The organism is Niastella vici, from assembly GCF_002077945.1.
In the GTDB taxonomy this organism is placed as follows: Bacteria; Bacteroidota; Bacteroidia; order Chitinophagales; family Chitinophagaceae; genus Niastella; species Niastella vici.
The window spans coordinates 26,583-41,490 of record NZ_LVYD01000078.1; the positions used below are offsets into that span (position 1 = coordinate 26,583).

The window sequence follows — 14,908 nt, forward strand, 5'->3', positions numbered from 1 at the left end:
ACTATAAGGTCGCTATAATGTCGCTGTAAGATGGCTGCCTGGATAGGAGAAATAAAGCGCAGCATGTAGTAGAACCGTAGACAATAAAGCTACAAAAAAATTGAACAGCATTCATCTTAGTGTAACAATATAATTAATAGCACCAGCGACCCGGGAATATTCTCCCTTAGTGTAGTGATGGCCCGGCCCATGAGTTTGTAACAGGCTTTTACCGAAAGGTTCATGTTGATGGCGATGTCTTCAAAATTCAATCCTTCGTAATAGCGCAGGTAAATAACCTCTTTTTGTTTGGCGGTGAGGGTGAGCAGCACGCGCTCGATCTGTTGCCGTATCAGCCGCCGCTGTTCATTATTCAGTAAATGCGTTTCGGGCGTGAGCTGCAATTCGAACGCATAGGCGGGATCGTCGCCGGTGTTTAAAGGCTGTAACCGGTGCTGTTTTTGCAGCCAGTGCAGCATAGCGGTGCGAACCGATTTGAACAAATAACTTTTAACGGCAGAATGAATGTTCAGCTTTTGCCGGTTCATCCAAACCCACACAAATACATCGTGCAAACAATCTTCCACCGCCGGCAGATCGGGAATGAACTTGAGACCGTATTGGGTAAGGGGTCCACAATATTTATTATAGAGCAGGGTAAAAGCGGCATAGTCGCCTGATCGTATTTGACTGATCAGTGACAGATCTTCCTGTGCATTATGTAAATCCAAGGGTGTCCGGGTCATGCGCATGTTACATAGGCGCCTGTAATTTAAGCACAAATAAAATGACCCGCGACATTTCTATATTGTATATATGTGGGGCATCAGCCCGCTTTAGCATGCTTTTATGGTTCCTTTAATCGCTTAAAATCCAGCTTCAACCAATGGGTTTCCCGGTTTATCAAATTTCGGGGGTCGCCTACCTACCCTATTTGAATAATTCAGTAGCTTAGACAGTACAGTCCCCATGGCCACCGTTAAATTCACATATGCGTTAAAAAGGTTTTTCCCCAGGCTGGGCGATACCAGCACCAACGGAAAAACATTGCGGGCGGTACTCGATGAAATGGAGGCCCGGTATCCCGGCGTAACCCGGTATGTGCTCGACGACCAGGGGCGGTTGCGGCAGCACGTCAACATCTTTATTGACGGCACCATGATAAAGGACCGCACTTCGTTAAGTGATCCGTTCCAGGAAAACAGTGAGATCTACATTATGCAGGCCCTGTCGGGCGGATAAAGAAAATGGGTTCATTAACTATTGCAATAAAAGTAAGCTACATGAAATCAACACTTCTTTTAGGAACACGCAAAGGATTTATTGCTTATCGCTTTCAGAACAACCAATGGAAAATGGAGAATTGTTCTTTTGAAGGCGTACCTGTTTCCATCGCCTATGCCGATCCGCGAAATGGCACCTGGTGGTGCTGCCAGGACCATGGCCATTGGGGGGTGAAATTGCAGCGGTCGAAAGACCGGGGCAAAACCTGGGAAGAAGTGGCTGCACCGGCGTATCCCGAAGGCGAAGAAGTAAAAGACGGCATGCCGGCCACCACCCGCTATTTGTGGTCGATGGCGCATGGCGGCAGCAATCATGCTTCCCGGTTATGGATTGGGACCGACCCCGGCGGACTGTTTGTGAGTGAAGATGAAGGCAACAGCTTTCAGCTCGTTGAATCGTTGTGGAAACATCCCACCCGCAAGGAAGGCTGGTTTGGCGGCGGCCGCGATCTGCCCGGCATTCACTCCATTGTAGTTGACCCACGTAACGACGATCATATTCATATTGGCATCAGCTGTGCCGGCGTTTTTGAAACCAACGATGGCGGCAAAAGCTGGGCAATCACGAATAAAGGCCTGCGCGCCGATTTTCTCCCCGATCCCAAACAGGAAACAGGCCACGACCCACACATAGTGGTAGCAGCGCCAAGCAATCCCGACGCCTTATGGCAGCAGAATCACTGCGGCATTTTCAGAAGCACCGATGGCGCACGCAATTGGGAAGATGTCAGTGAACCTGAAGGACCGGCCCGTTTTGGTTTTGCCATTGCCGTGGCGCACGACAATCCCGACCAGGCCTGGGTAGCGCCCGCCGATAGCGATGTAAACCGCACGGCCGTCAAAAATTCATTGTTCATTTGCCGCACCGATGATGGCGGCAAAACCTGGAAACAATTACGCAAGGGCCTGCCCCAGGAGAATTGTTTTGACATCGTATACCGCCATGCCCTGGTGAGCGATGGCGATGCCGTTGTGTTTGGCACCACCACCGGTAATTTGTTCTTCTCGCCCGACCGGGGGGAGAATTGGGAAGTTATCAATAACTACTTACCTATGATTTACTCCATTCAATTTGCTGATTGAGTTACTAACTAACCACCTGGCCATAGCGCCAGTGCTCCACATATTTTCCGTCCTTCAATGTAACGATATCTATCAAATGCATAGTGATGCGTTCATTGGAGGCCGGTTTGTTTAAGAACTCGCCCACCTGAATACCCGAGATCGATTTGCGGGTAACCACGGTATCGCCCTCAGCGATCTGGTCGAAGATGGTCACACTGATATCTTTTAGCACCTTGTGTAATACATCTATTATATAATCTTTGATGCCATCGCGACCGGCCGGAATGTTCAAGGTGGCGGCGCTGCGGTTCACAAAATCAGTTGCCACTATCTCTTCAAAAGCATTCAGATCACCTTTCTCAATAAACTCCTTATTAAAGCGGGTGACGGTTTGTTTGTTCTGTTCTTGTATAGTCATATTTATTTTAGATGGTTATTATGTGAAAATAGGGGCCCGAAGTAGGAAGTATGATGTAAGAAGTATGAAGAACCCGAAATTCAGGGTCATAACAAATAGCAATTATGAGCTTCGACATTGAGACTTTTCTTACTTCCTACCTCCTACCTCTTATTTCATATTCTTATATCCTCTCAGATTCAATTACTACTAAACAAAGTTAAAAATCAAACCTCCTCCGCCTGTAACGGAAACAGCTCAAAAAATTGCTATTTCAGACAACAACAACCAATGTGCAAAAAAAATTAGCAGGGCTCGGGTTAAGGCAGTTATAATTTTCTTTAAAAGTTTTTCCACTTTCCGTAGGGTGGCGCTATGATGCTGGTACATATATAGGTAAGTATGGACAAGCAATCATTTTTCAGCATATTGGACAAATACCAGGATGGTACTGCCAGCGAGGCAGAAAAAGCACTGGTAGAGGCGTATTATCAGCGGCTTGAAAAAGCCGGCGCTACAGCGTTATCGGCCGAGGAGGAAGCAGCATTGAAAGAGGAAATGTATCAACAGATAGCCGCCGGTATACAGTCATCCGAAGCACCCGTGATCCCGATAAAAAGAAAAAGTTACCGCATGGCAGCGGCAGCAGCGGTATTGTTGATAATGACCGGGGCCGGCGGCTACTTCTGGTTGCTCAATAAACCTGGCAAAATGCCCCCGCCCAACGTTACCGCACAGGTGAAGCACCATGACCTGCCACCGGGCCGGGATGCAGCGGTATTAACACTGGCCGATGGCAAAACCATCATCCTGGATTCTGCAAACGGCACTATAACCCAACAAGGAGGGGCAAACGTAATTAATAAAGACGGGCAGGTTTCCTATGCAAAAGCATCGGGAAAAGAAAGCGAGTTAGCCATAGTATATAATACTGTAAGCACGGCCCGCGGCAACCAGTATCAGCTGGTACTGGCAGACGGGTCAAAAGTATGGTTGAACTCAGCCAGCTCGCTGCGGTTCCCCACCTCATTTACCGGCAACAGCCGCGAAGTGGAACTGGATGGCGAAGGATATTTCGAGATCACGAAAGACGCAACAAAACCATTTCATGTAAAAACCCGCACGCAGGATATTGAAGTGCTGGGCACGCATTTCAATGTGAATGCATACCATGATGAAGAAGCAACACGCACCACGTTGTTAGAAGGTAAGGTGAAGGTGGAAAGCCAACCGGCAATCGGTAATCGGCAATCGGCAATTCTTAAACCCGGCGAGCAAGCTGTACTTGCAGCTAATTCACCATTCACCATTGACCATTCACCAGATATAGACCAGGTAATGGCCTGGAAGAACGGCTGGTTCGAATTTGACAGCACCGATATAAAAACGATCATGCGGCAGATAAGCCGGTGGTATGACGTAGATATCCATTATGAAATAAAAACCAATTCGGAAACTTACGGCGGCCGCATCAGCCGTAACCTGAATCTTTCCAATATTCTTAAGATGTTGGAGAACTATGGTGTTCATTTTAAGCTTGAAGGAAAAACGCTTACAGTGATCCGATAGCTAAAAATTGTTAGCTAAGAAAGAAGCATTTTACAGGAACTCGATCATTGATAACGAAAAAGCAAGACACAATTGGCAATAGGCAGAAGGTTGTTGCAGCATCGCTCCGGATTGCCGGGGTTGCATTGGGTTTTAACAATTGAGAACAGTGCATCAACAACAACAATCAGGCATATATTTTGAAAATGCAGTTGCCACACCCAACGCATTATTGCCAGTTGTTTTGCGAATAAGAAAAAAAATGCCGCTTCGTGGCCAGACGAAACGGCGGGTTCAGTAATCATAAACAAATCTGTTGAGGAATCATTTATTCAATCACCAAACCAAACAAAGTTATGCAAATAACTGCAATGATCCGTTTGCGTAAATATACGAACGGATTATCTGCCCGGTTAGCCAGCCGGGAAAAGCACAAACTGCTTAAGGTCATGAAATTAACCACGATCCTGCTTTTCGTCACATGCTTGCACGCAGCTGCCCATACCAGTGGGCAAACTGTAACCCTGTCGCTTAAGAACGTGCCTGTTCAAAAGGTGTTCAAGGCGGTATCAAGGCAAACAGGCGTGTCGATCGTATATTGTGAAAACCTATTTGAGGGGCTCCAACACGTTACCATCAACGTAAAGAATGCCCCCGTGAAAGATGTGCTGCAGCAATGCCTGCCCGGTGCTCCTTTCGAATACAGCATGCAGGGCAATACGATCGTGATCAGAAAGCGGTCGGCCATTGAACTGCCGGCCATCACCAATACACCTGCCCCGCCACCGGTGCCTATAAAAGGAAAAATAGTGAATGAGAAGGGCGAACCAATCGCCGGCGCCAACGTACAGGTGAAAGGCACCCGCAAAGGCACCAGCACCAATAACGAGGGAGAATTTACGATAGATGCCAACAAAGGTGATGTACTGATCATTACCAATATCGGCTTCGCCCCTAGGCAAATAATTGTATCAGATGACAAGCCCCTTCATATTGCTTTATCGGTAAACTCGCAACAACTGGGCGAGCTGGTGGTAACGGCCCTGGGTATTCAACGCCGTCAGAAAAGCCTTACCTACAGCGCCACCAAAGTGAATAATGCCGAACTCACCACGGTAAAGAACATGAACCCCATCAACAGCCTCAATGGCAAGGTGGCCGGTTTACAGATAAACCCCAGTGCATCGGGTGTGGGTGGTTCGGTGCGGGTGATCCTGCGCGGACAAAAATCAACCCGCGAAAACCAGCCCCTGTATGTTATTGACGGGGTACCGCTTACCAATTTTTCAACGGCACAACCCATTAACCTCTGGGGCGAAAGCGGCGGCATCAATGCCCCCGGCCGCGATGGCGGCGATGTGCTTAGCAGCCTGAACCCGGAAGATATTGAAAGCCTCACCGTGCTGAAAGGCGCCTCTGCTTCTGCGTTATATGGAAGCCAGGCTGGCAATGGCGTCATCATGATCACCACAAAGAAAGGCCGTTCAGGTACTTCCAGGGTCGACTTCAGTACCAGCGCTACCATGGAAAAACCCATGTATTATCCCAAGCTGCAATACCAGTACAACCAAACCGGTAAAGACAATATTTACAGCTGGGGCCCTGCCGGTTCCAACCCCGATCATGTAAAGCCCTTCTTTAAGACCGGTAAAACATTTATCAATACCATTGCATTCACCGCAGGTAACGAGAAGGCGCAAACTTATTTCTCGTATTCCAACACAAATAACAACGGCATTCTGCCCACCAATGAATTCAAACAACATACATTCAACTTCCGTCAAACCTCCAAATTCTTTAACGACAAGCTGAATGTAGACGCCAATATCATCTTCAGCACCCAGAAAACACATAACCGGCCGGCATCAGGTTTATACTATAACCCGCTTACCGGTTTGTACCTGTTCCCAAGGGGCCTCAACTTCGACGAGTATAAGAACAACTTTGAATACTGGTCGCCCACCCGTATCACCAATTTGCAGAACTGGTGGAATATTAACCAGGACAAAGACCTGGTTGGGTCAGATAACCAGCAGAACCCTTACTGGGTGGTGAACCGCGACCTCAATGAAGGAAAAAAAGACAATCTCTTCGCCTCGCTGACCATGAAGTATCCCATTAACAAATGGCTGAACATTCAGGCCCGGGGAAGCGTGAACCGCAATTACGACAATTACGAATTAAAAGCATATGCCAGCACCCAGATAACGCTGGCCGATTACAATGGCCGTTATACCTACGACAAATTGACCCGTACCCTGTTGTATGGCGATGTGATCGTTTCGGGTAATACGCCCATCACCGACAAGATCGGGTTCAGCTTTAACGCGGGTACCAGCATCAATGATCAACAACAGGACCGCGTATTCTTTGATTCAAAAGGAAGCGACCTGCGTTTTGCCAACATCTTTACACTCGGCAACCTGAACCTTAACCCGGCATTGGTGGCACAACCAACCGGTTTGCGCCGCCAGGTTCAATCGATCTTTGCCACTACCACTTTCGACCTGGATGAAAAGATCTTCATTGACCTTACGGCCCGTAACGACTGGTCATCGACCCTGGCGTTCACCCCTAAAGAGAAAAGCGGTTATCCGTATTTCTCTGCCGGTATCAACACCATCGTGAGCGACCTGGTAAAACTGCCGGCACTGATCAATTATGGTAAAGTGCGTTTCTCCTTTGCCAAAGTGGGTAATGATGTGGAAGCGTTCTCTACCTACCCTACCAATACCATCAGTTCGGGTAATTACGGCAGCATTCAGGTTGGCCCCTACCTTGGCGCTTACCTGAAACCGGAAGATGCCCGTTCGTATGAAATAGGTACCGAATGGAAATTCCTGAACAACCGGTTAAGCCTTGATTTCACCTGGTACAAAACCAATACCCGCGACCAGTACTTCGAATTCAGCGCGCCACTCGGCAGCGGCCTGTCGAGGTTCTTTGTAAACGCCGGTAACATCGAAAACAAGGGTATTGAAGCGGCTATAGGATATGATGTATTACGCAAAGGGAATGTGAAATGGAACAGCGCCCTGAACCTTACCCGTAACCGCAATAAAGTAATTAAGCTGTTACCAGAGCTGGGCGGACAATACGAGATCACCCAGGCCGGGGTAAACAACTACTCTTTACGCATTCGCGAGGGCGGTTCGTATGGCGACATTTACGGCAAATCGTTCCTGCGTGATGCCGACGGATCGATACTGGTAGATGACGCGGGTAAACCGCAAGGCGGCGATTTCAAGTTCCTCGGCAACCCCAACCCCGATTTCCTGGCTGGTTGGAACAACACAGTGGAAGTGAACAATTTCATCATAACGGCGCTTATTGATGGCCGCTTTGGTGGTAAGGTAATGAGCATTACCCAGGCTGTGCTTGATGAATACGGCGTATCGAAAGTTACGGCCGACGCCCGCAACAATGGTGGTGTAACGATCAACGCTACCAAAGTGAGTGGCGGAAAATGGGCAGGTGCCATTCCGGCTGAAACCTTTTATTCAACCGTGGGTGGCCGTGCAGGCATTACTGAGTACTACATGTATGATGCCACCAACATCCGGTTGCGTGAGCTGTCAGTAGGTTACAAAGTGCCCTCAAAGAGTAAGGTTATAAAGGACATGCGCCTGGCACTGGTGGCACGCAACCTTTTCTTCTTTAAAAAAGAGGCGCCGTACGATCCTGAGCTCAGCATGAGTACCGGCAACGGGTTACAGGGCATCGATGTGTTTTCACTGCCTGCCACGAGGAGTATGGGATTGAGCTTTAGATGCTCATTTTAATAGTGAGTGATGAATGGTGCATGTAAAAATCAGTTACCGATTGCCAGTTCCCAGTTACCAGGGCTTAAATTTCACGGTACCCGGCAAGAGTTAAACGGTCCGGGTTTTCCGGCCCGGTATCCGGTAACCGGTAACCGGTAACCGGCAACAATAACATAAAATAAAATCGAAATGAATAATTCACATAAATATATTCTTATTGGTGCATTTGCGGCAACCCTCGCGGTTACCGGCTGCACCAAGAACTTCAAGGAGTACAATACCAACCCATACGGCGCCAGCAATGACGATCTGTTGCCCGATTACGGACTGGTAGTGGCGCAATTGCAGGAAGCGCAGAAAACCATTTATGTATACCAGCCGGCCTGGGTTACCCAGCTGCAGCAAAACCTGATGGCGGATGTATACAGCGGTTATATGATGCCGCCAACGCCATTCCGCGGTAACAGCAACAACATGAACTATGACCTGGTCGATGGCTGGAACGTATGGTCATTGAACCCGGCCTATTCCAGTTCAGTGGGCAGCGTTATGAACCCCCTCTCGAATGTGGAAGTGACCACTAAAACAACAGCACCCGATCTGTATGCCATGGCCAAGATCGTGAAGGTGGAAGCCATGCACCGGGTGAGCGATATCTTCGGCCCTATCATGTATTCAAAATATAAAGTACGGGCAGCTGACGGCGGTTATGATTACGACAGCCAGCAGGATGCTTATTCCAATTTCTTTAAAGACCTGAGCGAAGCGATCGCGATCCTTACGCCTTTGCGTACGGCAGCATCGACCCCCACTTTCAAAAATGCCGACCTGGTGTATGGCGGCAGTTATATGAAATGGTTGCAGTTCGCCAATTCATTGCGTTTGCGTTTGGCCTTGCGCATTGTAAAAGCCGATGCGGCCAAAGCAAAAACAGAAGGCGAAGCAGCCCTGGCCAACCCGGCCAAGCTGTTAAGCACAGCTGCCGATAATTTCAGCGTTGACATTGGCGCCACCACCCACCCGCTGAACACCATCAACAAAGCCTGGGCCGATATTCGCATGGGCGCGCCCATAGAATCGATCATGAATGGATACCGAGACCCACGTTTGCCGAAATATTTTGATACTGCCACCGATGCCGCTGTATCCGGAAAATACAAAGGCATTCGCAACGGGATTAACATCGATGCCAAGAGCCGCTACCAGGGTTATTCGGCCCTGGCCACCTTCCCCAGCAAAATTCAATTGATGACGGCTGCAGAAGTATGGTTCCTGCAGGCAGAAGCCGCCTTACGTGGCTGGACCGGTGTTGGTTCAACGGTGCAGGAAAGCTATGAAAATGGCATTAGAACATCATTCAGCCAGTATTCACTGGACAATGCCGGTACATATATCAACGATGCCACCAGCAAACCGGCTGAATATCTTGACCCGAAAGCGGTAACACCCGGGCAGAACGATATTACCAGCGCTTCGCCCTGGCTGAGCACCATCACCATTAAATGGAACGATGGCGATGCCTTTGAGAAAAAGCTGGAAAGGATCATTACACAGAAGTGGATCGCGATGTATCCCGAAGGACAGGAAGCCTGGAGTGAGTTCCGCAGAACAGGTTATCCCAAACTGTTCCCGGTTGTGATCAATAACAGTGGCGGCAAGATCTCTACCACCACCTTTATTCGCCGGGTCAACCTTCCACCAGATGAATACCTGACCAATCCGCTTGGCGCCAAAAGAGCGGCAGCCATGCTGAACGGACCGGATAATGGCGGAACCCGGTTGTGGTGGGATAAACCTTAGGAAATGAAGGATCAGAAAGTAGAAAATATTAAATGTATTTAAACGAAGTAGTAGATCAAAGGAGGTTTTACGACGGCATCGCCCCGGTAATGGAGAGTTTGCAACCAATCCGTTACCTGGGGTAATGCGGGCAAAAAGAGCTTAAAGGGGAGTTCTCTTTTGCTCATCTGCAGATTTCTATTGAATGCTTCTGGAAAAGCCGGGTTGCCTGCAAGCAGGCATATGAATAAAAGGGTTTGAAGAAGGTCTCTCTTATTCGATGCTGATGTCTATCCCCGGCTTCCCGGAAGCAAAGAGATGAAGGAGTAAAAGAGTTTGAAGAAGGGCTCTTTTGCTCCTTATCTCTTTATACAAGCCTCAAAAATGACCAACGATTACATAAAATATCTAATATCAACACTATTTCTCGCAGATTTTGCAGTTTTCTGCCCTCCCCACTACGTAGAAGGTTAAATTTTTTTTAACTTTCGGGTACAACGTGCAAAATTATCCTATTCATACCGACGACCAGTTGCTGCAACAGCTTTATGCAAGCGATGAAAAAGCGTTTGCCGAAATTTACAACCGGTACTGGAAATCGCTCTATACATCAGCCCATAACATTTTACAGGTTAAAGATGCCGCCCAGGATGCCGTACAGGAGGTTTTTATCTCTTTATGGAAACGGCGGCAGGCCATACAGGTTGAAGTGTTGCCATCGTATTTACACCAGGCGGTACGCTTTCAGGTATTCAAAGCCATCAGGGCTGAAAAAACAGACCAGCATTTCTTTAGCCGGCTGGCACAGATCACAAAAGATATCCTCATTGAAGATCCGTTGCTTTTTAAGGAACTGGAGACATTATACCAGCGGCTCATTCATGCATTGCCGCCCGATGAACAGGAGATCTTTTTGCTGCACCGCGATGGAGGTTTAACCTATAAACAGATCGCAGCGCAAAAGAACATTTCCGTAAAAACAGTAGAAAAGAAAATGAGCCGGGCGTTGAAGGAGTTACGCTACGGTATGGATGATGCCATGGTGATAGCGTTGGTCTCTTCTGCTGCTTTAATGCTGAAGTAAGAAGTAGGAAATAAGAAATCCCTCAAATTCGAGCTTCAAAACAGGTCGCGAGCCTTAAAATTCAAACTCTTCTTACGTCTTACTTCTTACCTCCTACTTCTATTTATGCCAGAATCCCTTTGTTTTTTATCAAAACAAATCAACACAGTATCTACTTAGGTAAACTATAGGTGATGTTTCCCTGTTGGTCCAGAAAATTGATCTTTGCCATCCCGTTTGAATCAACAAGCAACTGAAGCCGGGGCTTTCCCAACCGGTCGGCCAACATTACCATGGCTGTTTTACTATCATCCTTGCCCACAAAAACTCGTTGAGCAAATGCCTTCTGCCCTTTTTTGGGTTCCATAAGATTCTTCAACAATTCCTCTTTTGCCGCACCATCAGGAAGCTGTTGTGCTTTTTTATAGGCAGCACGGAAATCCCAAAACGCAGGTGCAGTTTGCCAGTCATCAATATGCAGCCCTGTGTTCTGATTGCCATTCTCATCAGCATAGGTAAGGTAGAGAACCTGGTTCTGGTTATACTGGTCAAAAGAAAGATGCCCGGTAGCATGGTATTTTCCACTACTATCTTTTCCGCCCATAAATACCAACCCGCCATTTTCTGTGCCTTCATCGTTATAAAAGACAAGCCCTGGCCTGTTGCCGCCAGGAATTGGTGGTGTAAAAGGTTTACCATAGGCAAGATCTTCCGGAGACCTGCTTTTATTGGAGATAACCATTCGCAACTGGCCATTATCTTCCAGGATATTAATGCGCTCAACAGAAATTTCTTTAAAACGTGAGATGCCTGAATTGGTAAATGCAAACAAACCTGCAACAACAAATAACACAGACAGAATACCTGCAAACCATTTGAGCCGCACCAGTTCTTTCTGCATTTTGAGTAAACGTTCTTCCATACAATTTTATTAAGGATTCATTTTTTGAAGGCAGCAAAGGTAACAGCAATTAAACAATTTAAGTTCTATAACTTTTCCTGGTTCTTCCTACTTCTTATATTTGTAATAGATGAATCAACAATCGATAATTGAACAAACAGTAGCGCACGTAAAATTAACCCTCTCCGATGCCGAAGGCGGGCACGACTGGTGGCATATACACCGCGTATGGAAAACTGCCCAACATATTGCCACCGCTGAACATGCCGATGAGCTGGTAGTGGCCCTGGGTGCCCTGTTACACGATATAGCCGATTCAAAATTCCACAATGGCGATGAAACCGTTGGTCCGCGCAAGGCCCGGGAATGGCTGGTATCGCTTGGAGTGGATGAACCGGTGATCCTGCATGTAGAGAATATCATCACCCATATATCTTTCAAAGGCGGCAATCATCAGCAGGCTTTTAAATCGAAGGAACTGGATATTGTACAGGATGCCGACCGCCTCGATGCCATAGGCGCCATTGGTATTGCCCGGGCATTCAATTATGGCGGTTTTAAAAACCGGCCATTGCATGATCCCGGTATTCAGCCCAACATGAATATGAGCAAGGAAGAATACAAGAGCAACAAAGCGCCCACCATCAACCATTTTTACGAAAAGCTGTTGTTGCTGAAAGACAGGATGAATACCGAAACGGGCAGGCGATTAGCCATGCAACGGCATGTGTTTATGGAGAATTATTTAAAGCAGTTTTATGGGGAGTGGGATGCGGAGTTTTGAGGAGGAGAAATCATTTTATTGAAGGGGTGGAGGTTCGAATCCAGTTGTCCCGACTAAATTGGACAAGGCAGCAGAAATGCTGCCTTGTTTATTTTTATCATCTTCTGAAATGCAGTTCAGGCGCGGGATTGGCTGAAATACTTCGTTTACATTTTCAGTTAGAAATGTGCCGTTTTTGTGGTAATAGCTTATTCCCTTGGGGAATACCAGTTTTTGTAAGTTTTCTTTTACACCTACTCCGCCGGAATCCCATAGCAGCGGGAGTTCCAGCGAAATATTGATGGCCCATTCGAAGGTATCTTTTAAGTTAGAACTCTCAATATTGCTACCGGCAAGGTTGTCCAGGATCTGCTTTTTCTCTTTGGCGAGCTTTATCATTAGTCTGTCATAGATTTCGGCAGGCACCTTTTTATCAACGTAATAGTTTTCTTCTAATTCCTCAATCTTTGCATCCACTATAGCCAGATTGCTTTTTAGGGTGTCCCTTAGCTTAAAGGAAGCTTCATAATGCCGGTCAAAAGCATAGTTCATGTGGTATAACAGTGGCGTTACCAAATGCGATTTAATGCTATAACCAGCCAGGTAATCGAGAAAGTGGTTATTAACCACTCTCGTACTCTTATTGCAATTACAGCCTTCAGAACGACATTTGTAATAATGATACCGGCCTATTTCCTGGGTTGCTTTAATTGTTTTGGTTACGGCATAGCCGGTGTAACCAATTCCACAATTGCCGCATTTCATGAAAAGTTTTAACGGGTATTCTTCATTCTCCTTTTTATGCGATACACCATACTTACCTCCCGCTGCTGCCCGGATATCGTGAATACGCAGGAATAGTTCCTGGGATATGAGTTTCTCGTGGTCACCCACCACCAGTTTTCCATTCAGGGTTTTATGGGCAATGATTCCGCAATAAAATGGGTTAGAAAGGATCATGCTCAGTTTCTGCTTGTAGATCTTTACACCCAATGCCTGTAACCGGGATAGGATTTCATCATTTTTCATGCCGTGTGCTTTCCACTTAAATGCCTTGCGCAGTTTTTTGCCTATTTCATTGACAACAATCTTGCGGATCTTATCTTCTTTGACAATAGAGTAACCCATCGGCGGTTGCAAACACCAAATACCTCTTTCCAGCTTTTCTTTGGTTCCGGCAATGGCCCGTTGCCGGCGTAACTGGTTATCATACTCACTGAACAGGAATTGCATATTTTGCTGAAATACGCCGCCTGGGTTGCTGGTATCAATGGGTTGAGTAACTGCGATAATGGTAACACCGTATTTTTCTCGCAGTTCTTTCGATAGCCGCATGGCTCCATCGCCAGTACGGCTAAACCTGTCCAGGAGATACACAAGTATATGGGTTACTTTCTCTTTGTTCTTTTTAATGAACTCCAGCATCCGCTGAAACTCCTTTCGGCCATCGGTACTGGCGCTTTCATAAGTACCACCAAAGTAGCCCATGATGGCAAATTCGTTACGAGCGGCAAACTCCTCAATGGCTCGTTTCTGCGTGTCGAGGCTCAAGTTGGTTTCATATTGCTCTTTGGAGGATACACGGGTGTACACCACGCAAAACTTACCGGTTGCTGTTTTCTTATAGTGTACAATTGGCTTTTTTGACCATTGCTGAAACAAATCAAGGTGCTGGCTCATGATGCTTTCTTTTTAATAGGATTTAAGTATGATATGTTGTTGGTGTCTGGTAAATGGACCACTTTGGCTTTTGAAACGCATTCAAACAGAATAAGAGCATATTGGTTAATAGTCTGCACTACCCGTTCTGCTTCTTCATCATTGTAATGTTCACATCCAGGAAAGGTGCGTAGCTTCTCAATGGTTAATGGTTCCTTTTTAGGATTGATGGCCTGGGCAAATGCTGCACCATCCTCCTGGCTCTTCAGGTTTTTGATTTTGGTTTTCATAGTACAAGGATTTTTAAGATTGTGTATCGCTTTATAAATGGAAAAATCGTGAGGTTATCCCACGATTTCGTTTAACTGACGGCAGTGATCTAATCTTCCTCCTCGTCATCATCTTCATCTTCTTCTTCCTCAGTTTCTTGGTAATCGGAAATCATGTCTTCTATTTGATGAATAACATCACGCTGCTCCCGTTCAAACTGTACTTCTATTAACACTTCATCAATTTCTGTATCTGCACCAATGATATCGTTAATGATCTCGTTTTCTAAGAGTACCTCTGCCACTTCTGTGATGATAGCAGCAGGAATACTCAATTCTTTTTTAGTTATTAATTTGCTTGACATACTTTTTTGTTTTTGAAAGAATTAGTTGTAACACAAAAGTATGCTAGGGCTATAGGGTAACTTTGCAAACGCA

At 46.6% G+C, this 14,908-nt stretch carries 14 protein-coding genes; 7 read left to right on the forward strand and 7 right to left on the reverse strand.

Translation table 11 applies throughout. The features are described 5' to 3' along the window. Positions 1-116 precede the first annotated feature (116 nt). Entirely contained in the window at positions 117-725 is a 609-nt protein-coding gene (locus tag A3860_RS32465) for an RNA polymerase sigma factor (RefSeq protein WP_158085436.1), read from the reverse strand. A gap of 223 nt (positions 726-948) precedes the next feature. On the opposite strand from A3860_RS32465, the gene A3860_RS32470 reads away from it, so the two are divergent. After that, on the forward strand, positions 949-1,221 hold the full coding sequence (locus tag A3860_RS32470; RefSeq protein ID WP_081154687.1) for a MoaD/ThiS family protein: 273 nt from the start codon (positions 949-951) through the stop codon (positions 1,219-1,221). A gap of 41 nt (positions 1,222-1,262) precedes the next feature. Continuing rightward, positions 1,263-2,345, forward strand: a complete 1,083-nt coding sequence (locus A3860_RS32475) for a WD40/YVTN/BNR-like repeat-containing protein (RefSeq protein WP_081154688.1) — start codon at positions 1,263-1,265, stop codon at positions 2,343-2,345. A gap of 4 nt (positions 2,346-2,349) precedes the next feature. Here A3860_RS32475 and A3860_RS32480 read toward each other — a convergent pair whose 3' ends face one another. Continuing rightward, complete coding sequence (locus A3860_RS32480; protein ID WP_081154689.1) at positions 2,350-2,745, reverse strand: ester cyclase; 396 nt, start codon at positions 2,743-2,745, stop codon at positions 2,350-2,352. A gap of 381 nt (positions 2,746-3,126) precedes the next feature. Here A3860_RS32480 and A3860_RS32485 point away from each other — a divergent pair, with 381 nt between their 5' ends. Beyond that, a complete protein-coding gene (locus A3860_RS32485; RefSeq protein ID WP_081154690.1) occupies positions 3,127-4,293 on the forward strand; it encodes a FecR family protein in 1,167 nt (388 codons plus the stop codon). 44 nt (positions 4,294-4,337) lie between these two features. Here the strand turns inward: A3860_RS32485 and A3860_RS32490 are convergent, their stop codons facing one another. Further along, positions 4,338-4,577 carry a hypothetical protein gene (locus A3860_RS32490; protein WP_081154691.1) on the reverse strand — a complete coding sequence of 80 codons (240 nt, stop codon included), beginning with the start codon at positions 4,575-4,577 and terminating at the stop codon, positions 4,338-4,340. A 51-nt stretch (positions 4,578-4,628) separates the two neighbouring features. On the opposite strand from A3860_RS32490, the gene A3860_RS32495 reads away from it, so the two are divergent. From A3860_RS32495 to A3860_RS32505, 3 genes are all read left to right on the forward strand, one after another. After that, positions 4,629-8,054, forward strand: coding sequence for a SusC/RagA family TonB-linked outer membrane protein (locus A3860_RS32495; RefSeq protein WP_081154692.1), 3,426 nt, complete (start codon positions 4,629-4,631; stop codon positions 8,052-8,054). Positions 8,055-8,225: 171 nt separating this feature from the next. Beyond that, on the forward strand, positions 8,226-9,836 hold the full coding sequence (locus A3860_RS32500) for a SusD/RagB family nutrient-binding outer membrane lipoprotein (protein WP_081154693.1): 1,611 nt from the start codon (positions 8,226-8,228) through the stop codon (positions 9,834-9,836). A 478-nt stretch (positions 9,837-10,314) separates the two neighbouring features. Continuing rightward, positions 10,315-10,899 (forward strand): RNA polymerase sigma factor, encoded by a 585-nt coding sequence (locus A3860_RS32505; protein WP_081154694.1) that lies wholly within the window; start codon positions 10,315-10,317, stop codon positions 10,897-10,899. A gap of 151 nt (positions 10,900-11,050) precedes the next feature. Here A3860_RS32505 and A3860_RS32510 read toward each other — a convergent pair whose 3' ends face one another. Next, positions 11,051-11,800 carry a hypothetical protein gene (locus tag A3860_RS32510; protein ID WP_081154695.1) on the reverse strand — a complete coding sequence of 250 codons (750 nt, stop codon included), beginning with the start codon at positions 11,798-11,800 and terminating at the stop codon, positions 11,051-11,053. A 109-nt stretch (positions 11,801-11,909) separates the two neighbouring features. On the opposite strand from A3860_RS32510, the gene A3860_RS32515 reads away from it, so the two are divergent. Next, complete coding sequence (locus A3860_RS32515) at positions 11,910-12,563, forward strand: HD domain-containing protein (protein ID WP_081154696.1); 654 nt, start codon at positions 11,910-11,912, stop codon at positions 12,561-12,563. Positions 12,564-12,578: 15 nt separating this feature from the next. On the opposite strand, the gene A3860_RS32520 is transcribed toward A3860_RS32515, so the two are convergent. The 3 genes from A3860_RS32520 to A3860_RS32530 form a co-directional block, all read right to left on the reverse strand. Then, complete coding sequence (locus A3860_RS32520; protein WP_081154697.1) at positions 12,579-14,222, reverse strand: recombinase family protein; 1,644 nt, start codon at positions 14,220-14,222, stop codon at positions 12,579-12,581. Beyond that, entirely contained in the window at positions 14,219-14,491 is a 273-nt protein-coding gene (locus A3860_RS32525) for a hypothetical protein (protein ID WP_081154698.1), read from the reverse strand. Before A3860_RS32525 ends, A3860_RS32520 begins: the two co-directional genes overlap by 4 nt. An 89-nt stretch (positions 14,492-14,580) precedes the next feature. Beyond that, complete coding sequence (locus tag A3860_RS32530) at positions 14,581-14,835, reverse strand: hypothetical protein (protein ID WP_081154699.1); 255 nt, start codon at positions 14,833-14,835, stop codon at positions 14,581-14,583. Between the last annotated feature and the right edge of the window lie 73 nt (positions 14,836-14,908).

Bases quoted from the DNA above. Each gene is read 5' to 3' on its own strand.
- A3860_RS32465 (WP_158085436.1), bottom strand. From the start codon at position 725: ATGACCCGGACACCCTTGGATTTACATAATGCACAGGAAGATCTGTCA.
- A3860_RS32470 (WP_081154687.1), top strand. From the start codon at position 949: ATGGCCACCGTTAAATTCACATATGCGTTAAAAAGGTTTTTCCCCAGG.
- A3860_RS32475 (WP_081154688.1), top strand. From the start codon at position 1,263: ATGAAATCAACACTTCTTTTAGGAACACGCAAAGGATTTATTGCTTAT.
- A3860_RS32480 (WP_081154689.1), bottom strand. From the start codon at position 2,745: ATGACTATACAAGAACAGAACAAACAAACCGTCACCCGCTTTAATAAG.
- A3860_RS32485 (WP_081154690.1), top strand. From the start codon at position 3,127: ATGGACAAGCAATCATTTTTCAGCATATTGGACAAATACCAGGATGGT.
- A3860_RS32490 (WP_081154691.1), bottom strand. From the start codon at position 4,577: ATGATTACTGAACCCGCCGTTTCGTCTGGCCACGAAGCGGCATTTTTT.
- A3860_RS32495 (WP_081154692.1), top strand. From the start codon at position 4,629: ATGCAAATAACTGCAATGATCCGTTTGCGTAAATATACGAACGGATTA.
- A3860_RS32500 (WP_081154693.1), top strand. From the start codon at position 8,226: ATGAATAATTCACATAAATATATTCTTATTGGTGCATTTGCGGCAACC.
- A3860_RS32510 (WP_081154695.1), bottom strand. From the start codon at position 11,800: ATGGAAGAACGTTTACTCAAAATGCAGAAAGAACTGGTGCGGCTCAAA.
- A3860_RS32515 (WP_081154696.1), top strand. From the start codon at position 11,910: ATGAATCAACAATCGATAATTGAACAAACAGTAGCGCACGTAAAATTA.
- A3860_RS32520 (WP_081154697.1), bottom strand. From the start codon at position 14,222: ATGAGCCAGCACCTTGATTTGTTTCAGCAATGGTCAAAAAAGCCAATT.
- A3860_RS32525 (WP_081154698.1), bottom strand. From the start codon at position 14,491: ATGAAAACCAAAATCAAAAACCTGAAGAGCCAGGAGGATGGTGCAGCA.
- A3860_RS32530 (WP_081154699.1), bottom strand. From the start codon at position 14,835: ATGTCAAGCAAATTAATAACTAAAAAAGAATTGAGTATTCCTGCTGCT.